We start from the raw sequence: 8,972 nt of genomic DNA on the forward strand, positions 1-8,972 counted from the left end.
ACGGGTACGTCACCCCACTCGAGACACGGACACTGCTGCAACCAGAGCTCGCCCCCGCAGCGTAACCACACGCTGTCCGAGGTCAAGGGGGAACTTCAGTTACCGACCGGGACGCGGGACAGACACTCCTGGCCCGGCTGCGCGAGCGGCACTGGCGCGTCACTCGGGTGTGGGCCGACGGCGGCTACACCGGGCGCCTGGTCGACCTCGCCCGCGACGCCTGGCGCATCGCGCTGACCGTGCTCAGACGCAGCGACGACACCAGCGGCTTCACCGTGCTGCCGAAGAGATGGCTGGTGGAGACGTGTCAAGCACAGTGCACTCATGGAGTCGGATCGGTTGGGGTGCCGTCGGCCTCGTTCCAGAGGCGGCGGCTGTACCAACCGGGCGGACGAGTCCGCCGCTCACGGAGCTCGGCAAGTTCGGCCTGGTCAGCGCGGGCGATGAGCCGGTGTGGCCAGCGGCTTTCCCGCCGTGTCGTGATCCAGCCTCGGTTGATCCAGGCATAGAGGGTGGCGGTGGTCATGTCCAGCTCCGCGGCCAGGTGTTTGAGCCACCACTCGTCGGGGCCGGGCTCCTCGCCTGACGGTGCGGGGCGGTGGCGGTGAACCCGGCCTGCAAGGCAGCCGAGCTGCCGCATGAGGTTGCGGACGGTGTTCGAAGTGATCCGTTTGCCGCCCTTCGCCGGCCGGAAGCCCTCGGCTTCCAGGCGGTCGGTTATCCCGCTGGCGCCGATGCCCTGGCCTGCGAGTTCACGTATCCGGCTGACCAGTTGCGGGTAGTAGGACAGCTGGCTGAGCCGCTGCACCGGGCGAACGAGCTCGCCGGAGGTGGTGGAGCCACCGGCCCAGACGACGGTCGCCTGGACGCGTTCGCTGGTGCCGATCACCGTGACGACGACCTTGTCGATGATCGCGCGGACGATCTCCTTGCGGTCCGTCACCGTGGTCGTCTTCGCATGCCACAGCCCGTTGATATCGCTGGCCAGAGCGGTGATGGCCTGCCGCTCGGCAGGCGAGAGGATGCGGGGGCTGGTGCGGGTGAAGCGTTCATGGTCCTCGCGGAGCTTCTGCTGGGCGGCCAGCGCGGTCTCCCACTCCTTCTCCAACTGGCGTACGACCAGGCGGTTCTCGGGTTCGGCGAGGTGGTAGCAGCGCCGGGCGCGGTCGGCTTCGTACTCGGTCCGCTCCAGCTTCTGGGACCACAGCTTCTCCAGTTCGGCCCGTTCCGCGATGACCTGGTAGGCCGCCTGGAGGGAGACCTCGACGGCGGCGGGTGTGAGCGCGGCCAGGACCTGCGCTTCGACGAAGGCGTCCACGCAGGCGGCATTGAGGAGCTGGCAGGTGCGCAGAGCCCCGTAATTGGTGACGTCCCGCGAGCACACATACTCGGGCAGGGCATGGCTGTGCTGGGTGTGGTAGCGCACGATCATCCGCCGGTGGCAGCGACCGCAGAAGACCAGCCCGGCCGCGAGCGCGGGCCCGTTGCGCACGGCGCCCATGGTCTCGGCGCGGGCCCGGTTGGCCGTGAGTTTCGCCTCGTTGGCCTCGAACTGGGCGACGGTGATGTAGGCGGGCAGCACGTCTGGGATCATCACGAGCCACTCGTCGCGGGCCTGGACGACGCGTCCGGTGCCGGGCCGGGCGGGGTCCTGGCGGCGCGGGTTGACCCGGCGCCGGCCGTAGGCGTAGATGCCGGCGTAGGCGGGGTTGTGGAGCAGGGTCTGCAGCGTCATCCGGTTCGGCCTCCGCCACTCCAGGGTGCCCTTGTCCGGCCCCTCCCGCAGTCGGACGCCCAGCTGAATGTCGTGCTGGACGAGCCAGCGAAGCATCCCGTGCAGGGTGCCGATCCGCTCGAACTGCGCGAAGAGCAGGCGGATGACGGTCTGGACCTGCTCGTCCGGGTCGAAGACCACCTGCCCGGAGGGGCGGCGGACATAGCCGCTGGGCAGCGGGAAGGCGAGTTCGCCGCGGCGGGCCTTGTTGATCCGGCCATTCCACATCCGCTGCTTGATCAGGTGGAGTTCGGCCTCGCTGATCGTCCCTTTGAGACCGAGCACGAGGCGGTCGTTGTAGTCGGCCGGGTCGTACACACCGTCGAGGTCGGCCAGCACCGCACCCGAGAGCGCACACAGCTCGATGAGCTGGTACCAGTCCTTGCCCGAGCGGGCCAGGCGGGACATCTCAACGCCCAGCACGAGGCCGACGTGGTCCAGGCCGATCTCGGTGACCAGCCGCTGAAAACCTGTCCGGGCCACCGCGCTCGTCGCGGACATCGCCTGGTCATCATCGATGACCAGAACCCGGTCCGCCTCCCAGCCCAGCACGACGGCCCGGTCCTTGAGGGCGTACTGCAGCCGCGTCGACTCCTGGTGATTGATCAACTGCTGCCGCGTGGACTGCCGGACATAGACGACCGCGAGACGCTGGAGGTGGCGGTCGCACACCTTGCTGTTGGCCCTCTCCCAGGGCAACACCGCGGTCACGGCCGACTCCGCTCACCCTCGGCCGCGGTCATCACGCGACCGGCCAGCCTCGTCAGCTGCCGCACCACCGCCTGCCGGTTCGCCTCCGGCAGACGTGCCCATACCCGTTCGCTCAGCGTCGCCCGCGGAGTCGTCTGGGGCCGACATCGTGTCCGTCGCGCATGAGGACGCGTCCTCCTCACGGGCTTGAAGCTGCCCGGCCACCACGGCCAGCCGCCGCAGCCCTTCACGGCCGATTATCGGCCCTCGCTCATTCTCCTGACCATCCATAAGTGCAGTCTGCTTGGGCGATGGAGCGCACGTTCGCATGGCTGATGCACTCACGTCGGCTGGCTCGCGACTACGAGACGCGCACCGATACCTCGGAGGCGGTGATCAAGTGGGCGATGAGCATGGTCATGAGCCGCCGCCTCGCGCGACGGGCACGCTGAACAGCCCCGGACGGTCCTCCGCCAGCCAGCCCCGCACGACCAGCCGCTTGGCTTTCGACCGCACTCCTTCCACCTTCGCCGGGACCGGCTCCAGCCCCACCGCAGCCGCGAGTTGACGACAGTCCATCGCCTCCCCGAGCTTTCCGTTCCCGCCGGTCAGGACGTCCATGATCCGCCGGTAGTCCGGCGCGAGAACCGCCGGGGCGAGCCCTTCCTCCCAGTGCGGCACCACCGAGCCGGGCACCGCCCGCCTGACCTCCACCGGCCGTTCGCCGATCACCTCGACCGGCGCCACGTCCCTGCCTCCGCGGGGCTCCGCCAGAACCTCGCCCACGGTCTCACGGGCGATCACGAAACGCTCCCACACCGCCTCTGCCTCCCGCAGCTCGGCCTGGAGAGCCTCCACCCGCTGCCGAGCAGCGCGTTCACGCTCCTCCAGCAACCCCATCACCGACGGCATTCCGGCACCTCCGCCGAAGAGACGACACGACGCCTCCTCCCTGCCGCCGAAACACCACCCCTACACCTGACCAGCGGAAATGAACCCGTCACTCTCGGAAAGACAACGGCTTCTAAGGCGGGCCTTCAGTTGGTCGAGAGTGCGTGCAGGTGATCCGGACATCGATGTGACGACGATCTTGTGGAGATCGAGAATCCGGTGGCCGTCTTGGAATTGGTTGGACAGGTTGGTACGGGTGACTCCCAGCAGGTGGGCCATGAGGGTGCTGGTAACGGCCCTGCGGCGGCGGAGCAATGCGGTCAGGAGCCGTTGGAAGTGGTCCAGGCTGCTGGTCTGTGGGTGGAGGTAGCTGCACGGGCGATGGAAGCGGCGCTGGAAGAACGCCTCGGCCAGGGCGTCCCAGTACGGCTCCGAGATCTCCACCAGGTGTGCGAAGTCCGAGCGCGGCATGCCGGTCAGCACCGGATCGGTGAGCATCAAGGTCACGGCTGAATCGATCGGTTGGCGGGTCGGTGGCTCCTGGGAATGCCTGGCGCAATCGCGGGCCAGGGTGTAGTTCCACTCGCCGTGGAAGGCATCGGGCGTGATCGGCAGGGCGTGGAACTCGGCCGACGTCACAGCGGCGCCCAGCGGGTAGCTGCCGGTGTCCAGCTCGGCGCCGATCGTGAGCCCGGCCCCGGTGGTCGTCGCTGCGATCGTCTTGATGACAACTTGGTAGCTGGTCAGCGGCTGGCCTCGCCAGTTGGCGGTGATGTGGCAGAACATCCGGTGCTCGATCTTGTTCCACTTCGAGGTCCCGGGAGGGAAGTGGCACACCGTGATCTGAAGGCCGCTCTCGTGGGCGAAGGCGTGCAGTTGCTTCTTCCAGGTCCAGTAGCGGGGGTTGTTCGAGCCGCCGGAGTCCGCCGTGATCAGCAGCCGGGTGGCGCGCAGGTGGTCGAGTCGTCCGCGTCGGCGCCACCAGCGGCGGATGGACTCCACGGCGAACGCGGCGGTGTCGTGGTCGGTCCCGATGTTCACCCAGCCGGCGTGGTGGCCCTGGGCGGTCAGAGCCTGGGCCAGGTTGCGCAGCGAGCGTGTGGTCCAGCGAAGCGGGGAGACGGGATCGCCGCGGGCGTGCGGCTCGATCAGCGCCTCGAGGGCCGACAGCAGGCTGGGGTCGGTTGTTGTCAGCGGCTTGCGGCCGGCTCCTGGGGCACGGATGCGATGGGTTGGCGGGCACGGCGCGACCAGCTCGGTGATGCCGCGGGCGATGGTGGCAGTGCTGGTGCCGGAGGCGGCGGCCACCGTGGTGATCGTGGCCGAGCACAACGGCCTCACTGGCCAGGTAGAGCCGACGGCGCCGTTCATCGAGGTGCGGGAGGATCTGGTCGAACTTGGCCTGCAGTGCGGCAGTTGGGGTGCGGCGTTGCGGAGGCGTAGTCATAACCCAGCCTCCCACTGAGTCCTGACCCGCAGATCAACTCTGACAGTTATTTACGTACGAGCCCCTGCCGTGCCCGAGTACTGCCGTTGCACCCCGGCTGAGGTGTCGCCCTTCTTGAGGAAGCCCGTCTCGGCGATCACGAGTACGCCGCCGTCCTCGCCGAGCCGTTCGGCGACGTATGCCTGCACGTCGTCGCGGATCTCATCCGCGTCCCACCGGGCCCGGTTCAGGAGGTTCTGGAGCCCATGTGGTGAGTTGTGACCTGCATGTTCTGTGAGTTGCCAGCTGTTCTTCCGGCCAACCGACCCCAGCAGCCCGTGCACATACGCGCGCATCCGCCGCCGCAGGTCGGCCCGGCCGAACCGGTGACCGACCCGCAGCAGCATCTCCTCCAGCTCCCTCGCCCAGACATCAGGCCGCACATCGTCTTGCATGATCAGCACAACAGCAATCACGCGCTGCCAGTCACGAACTCCAGCAACATGACGGAACGTCAGCTCGCTACACTCGGAAACAGGCTCCTGAACAGCAGGAATAGCGAACTGCAACTGGAGTACTAATTCGTGATAGACCCTCTGAGCTCACGATGACGCTGCGCGCGGGTGGCCTGCGTGCATCCGGGGCGGCGGCACGGGAACACGCATCAGCTGTTGACGTCGGGGTCGCGGTAGCGGCGTCCGCGCAGGCAGTGGAGCCACATGATGCTGCCCCCGTGCGCTTCTTCGAGGGCCCGGGCTGCGAGGGGGTGGGTCTGGGCGATGGTGGCGAAGTGGCGGGCGATGTCGTCTTCGTAACTGTGGATGTGGGCGGTGACGGTGTCGACGACGTCCTGCCAGGTGGCTTCGGGGCCGAGGTCGCGCTTCATGATGTGGCCGACGTTGGAGTGGTCGGAGACTTCGGCGTGCTTGGGGACGATGCTGTAGAGGTCCATGGTGGCGCCGATGGCTTTGCCAGAGAGGTGTCCGGCTTCCTGGTAGGCAAGGGTGCCGGTGATGGCCTCGAATTCGCAGGCGAGTTGGGGGCTGGTGCAGGCGACGCAGGCGAAGATGTGCGGCATGGCGGCGTTGTAGCCGCGCCGGTTCATGTACTGATTGCAGGAAACCGTCTCCCTGTTGATTTCCGCGACGCGCATTTCGCGGGTGACGTCGATCCATTTGAGGATCGTGGTATCGAAGAGATTGAGCGTCTGGGGGCTGTAGCTGCGGGCGAGGTTTCGGAGGTCAGTGATGCCTTGGAAAGCGCTGGGGAGGTGGTCGGTTTTCCCTTGGACGGCATCTGTGAGCTGATCGAGGGGGGTGTGGATTTCCTGGGGTGTGGTGCTGTTGTCGACGATATCATCGAGAATGACCCAGATCATGTAGTAGCGGGCGATGGCCTTGGCGTTGGGAATGAGGCTGTTGGGGTGGGTGAAGGAGGCGTAGTCGCCTCCACAGTGGGGGTACCAGGCGTTGGGTGGGTCGTTCTTGCCGGTGAGGAGGGGCGTGAGGCGAGTCTGGTAGTAGTGGGTGCTGTCGTCGAGGATTTCCTGGTGATGGCGGTGGAGGCGTAAGGGGAATCGGGAGGCGATGGTGGGGACGATGAATTCCGTGTCCATGAGGTCTTCCTTTTCGGGTCCATATTTCATTTCGGCATCTGGGTGGTTAGTGGTTCTTCGTGGCGTCCCTGACAGGGGCATGGCCGGCCTGTGCTGGCCGACCCTTATTCGTCTTCTCCGTGACGCGAAGTTACGCGGGACTGATGAACCACAGGGGCTACGGATTCTCCCTGCATATTCAATGAACAGCACCATTCGGGCGCACGGAAGCCCTCAGGGAAGGCGCCATCTTGAACACGTTGAAGACCTGCGGCCCTGAGCCGTTCCCGACCTCACGCTGACGCGAGATGAGCGGGTGTGTGTGGCGCCTGCGCGAGCACGGTGCATCGCCCGGGAATCGCTCATTATTGGGGAGGTGGTGTGGTCCAGTGCATTCCGTCGCTGGACGTCACCAGGCCTCCCTCGAACAGCACCGACTCCTGGCCGTCCGTCGTACCGGCAAGCGCCTGGCGCTGGATGACCGCGCTTTCGCGCATGGCCTGACCGAGGGTGGGCTGGGCGAACAGAGGGCTCATGTCCTCCTCACCGGCCTTGGTCTGTGCGGCCACCTGGTGCACAGCACGGCTGAGTCCACTCGACGTCTGCGCAAGCCGGGCGGCCACGTCTCCGGCCTCGTGGAGCGTGGCCTCGTCCGAGGCCACGCCTGCGACGAGGGTGGCGAACGCCTCGGCGTCGGACGAGGGCAGCCCGGTCACCTTCCTGGCCTCCCAGAAGTACGAGCTTTCCGCCACATGCAGGTCGTAGAAGGAGACCAGGAACTCGTAGAAGTGCCGGAACTCACGCCGGTAGCGGGCTTCGAACTCCTGAAAGGCCCGCCGCTCGCCCATGTGACCGGCCAGCACGGTGTTGATGGAGCGGGCAGCGAGCAGCGCGCTGTAGGTGGCCAGGTGAACCCCGGTGGAGAAGACCGGGTCGACGAAGCAGGCCGCGTCCCCGATGAGGGCCATCCCCGGCCGCCAGAAGGCGGTGTTGCAGTACGAGTAGTCCTTGCGTACGCGGATCTGCCCGTACGGCCCGTCGGCGACCCGGTGCGCGTCGGCCAGGTACTCGGCCACCAAAGGGCACTCGCCGATCAGGGCGAGCAGTGCTTGTTCCGGGTCGCCCCGGACCTTGGCCGCCATCTCGTGTCTGATCACGGCGCCCACGCTCGTCAAGTGCTGGGAGAGAGGGATGTACCAGAACCAGCCGCTGTCGAACGCAGCCGACAGGATGTTCCCCGAATTGGGCGGCGGCAGGCGTTTGCCGCCCTCGAAGTAGCCGAACAGCGCGATGTTGCGGAAGAACTCCGAGTACCGGCGGAGGCCACCGATCGCCCGGTGCAGACGGCCGCGATGCCCGGAGGCGTCGATGAAGAACCGTGCCCTTGCCGTCTGCGCCCGCCCCCGCTGGTCGATGTACTCGACGCCGTGGACCGTTCCTTCGCTCTGGAGCACCTTGCTGACGGGCGTGCCTTCACGGACCTGAACTCCGACGCGGCGTGCGTGATTGAGGAGGATGGTGTCGAACTTCATCCGCTCTACCTGGTATGCGTAGGCGGTGGGGCCTGCCAGTCGTGGGGAGAGTGCGAAGGTGAAGGTCCACGGGGCGGGGTTCGTCCCCCAGCGGAAGGTTCCGCCGCGTTTGACGGTGAAGCCGGCTCGCTCCATTTCGTCGTCGACGCCGAGCAGGCGGCAGATGCCGTGGACGGTGGAGGGAAGCAGCGACTCACCGATCTGGTAGCGCGGAAAGTGCTCCTTCTCCAGCAGCAGGACCCGATGCCCCTGCATTGCGACCAGGGATGCCACGGTCGAGCCGGCCGGTCCGCCACCGGCGACGACGAGATCATATGCGTGGGTGCCGTGTGCGCCTGACATCGCTGTGCCCTCCATCAGTTCGGTGGGAGAGGAAGGCGGGGCACTATCGTGTTGCCCTTGCGGGAGCTGGTTGCCGTGAGCGCGTAGTGTTTGGCGGTGTAGCCCCAACTGGCTTGGGCCGTCTCAAAGTAGTAGCTGAGCTCCGCCGCGAAGCCGGGTACAGCCGCATCCATGACGGACTGCTGCGCGGCGATCCGCTCCTGCCAGTCGGCCATGGTGCGGTCGTAGTGGGAGGTGAGATCGGTGAGCGCGCTCAGACTAAAGCCGGCGTCTTCCACCTCCTCGATCAGCTCCGACAGCGCGTTCATGGCCGTGAACCCGTACAGCTCGACCGCGTGCAAACTGCGCGGGCGCTTCTCGTACTCCACGCGCGCGCAACGGCTGCGGTAGCAGCTGGACGACAGGTACAGGGCCCCCTTGGGGCGCAGCAGGCTCCGCACCTTGTGCAGGGCGGTGCGATGCTCGGGCAGGTGTTCCAGGACGCCCACCAGGGCGACTGCGTCGAACGACGGGGCCGGCACGGTCACTTCCTCGAATGTGCCGTGCAGCACCTGCACCCGGTCGGCGACGCCCCGGTCTGCCGCGCGCTCCTCGATGAAGGTTTTCTGGACGGCCGACGGCGTCACCGCGACGACCTGGCACTGGTGCTGCTCGGCCAGGAACAGGGCGAGCGCACCCCAGCCGCAGCCGATGTCCAACACCCGCTCCCCGCCCCGGATCCCC

The 8,972-nt window shown here is 67.1% G+C and carries 5 protein-coding genes and 2 pseudogenes; all 7 read right to left on the minus strand.

Going from position 1 to position 8,972, the window contains the following annotated elements; all coding sequences use genetic code 11:
- Positions 1 to 322: 322 nt before the first annotated feature.
- A complete protein-coding gene (locus IG74_RS0143770; RefSeq protein ID WP_030689205.1) occupies positions 323 to 2,485 on the minus strand; it encodes a recombinase family protein in 2,163 nt (720 codons plus the stop codon).
- 396 nt (positions 2,486 to 2,881) lie between these two features.
- Positions 2,882 to 3,376: a hypothetical protein gene (locus tag IG74_RS0143780; RefSeq protein ID WP_030689206.1), complete on the minus strand. Its 495-nt coding sequence runs from the start codon at positions 3,374 to 3,376 to the stop codon at positions 2,882 to 2,884.
- A gap of 546 nt (positions 3,377 to 3,922) precedes the next feature.
- Positions 3,923 to 4,802: pseudogene (locus IG74_RS0143785) on the minus strand (ISAzo13 family transposase); the annotation flags it as partial.
- A 62-nt stretch (positions 4,803 to 4,864) separates the two neighbouring features.
- Positions 4,865 to 5,236, minus strand: a pseudogene (locus IG74_RS0143790) (transposase); the annotation flags it as partial.
- Between the two features lie 209 nt (positions 5,237 to 5,445).
- Positions 5,446 to 6,396, minus strand: coding sequence for a class 1 isoprenoid biosynthesis enzyme (locus tag IG74_RS0143795; RefSeq protein WP_030689213.1), 951 nt, complete (start codon positions 6,394 to 6,396; stop codon positions 5,446 to 5,448).
- Between the two features lie 344 nt (positions 6,397 to 6,740).
- Positions 6,741 to 8,249 carry a tryptophan 7-halogenase gene (locus tag IG74_RS0143800; protein ID WP_030689222.1) on the minus strand — a complete coding sequence of 503 codons (1,509 nt, stop codon included), beginning with the start codon at positions 8,247 to 8,249 and terminating at the stop codon, positions 6,741 to 6,743.
- Positions 8,250 to 8,263: 14 nt separating this feature from the next.
- Positions 8,264 to 8,972: SAM-dependent methyltransferase (locus IG74_RS0143805; RefSeq protein WP_037827238.1), on the minus strand; the 709-nt coding region annotated here is incomplete at its 5' end.

It is taken from the genome of Streptomyces sp. NRRL B-1347, assembly GCF_000720325.1.
Taxonomy (GTDB): domain Bacteria; phylum Actinomycetota; class Actinomycetes; order Streptomycetales; family Streptomycetaceae; genus Streptomyces.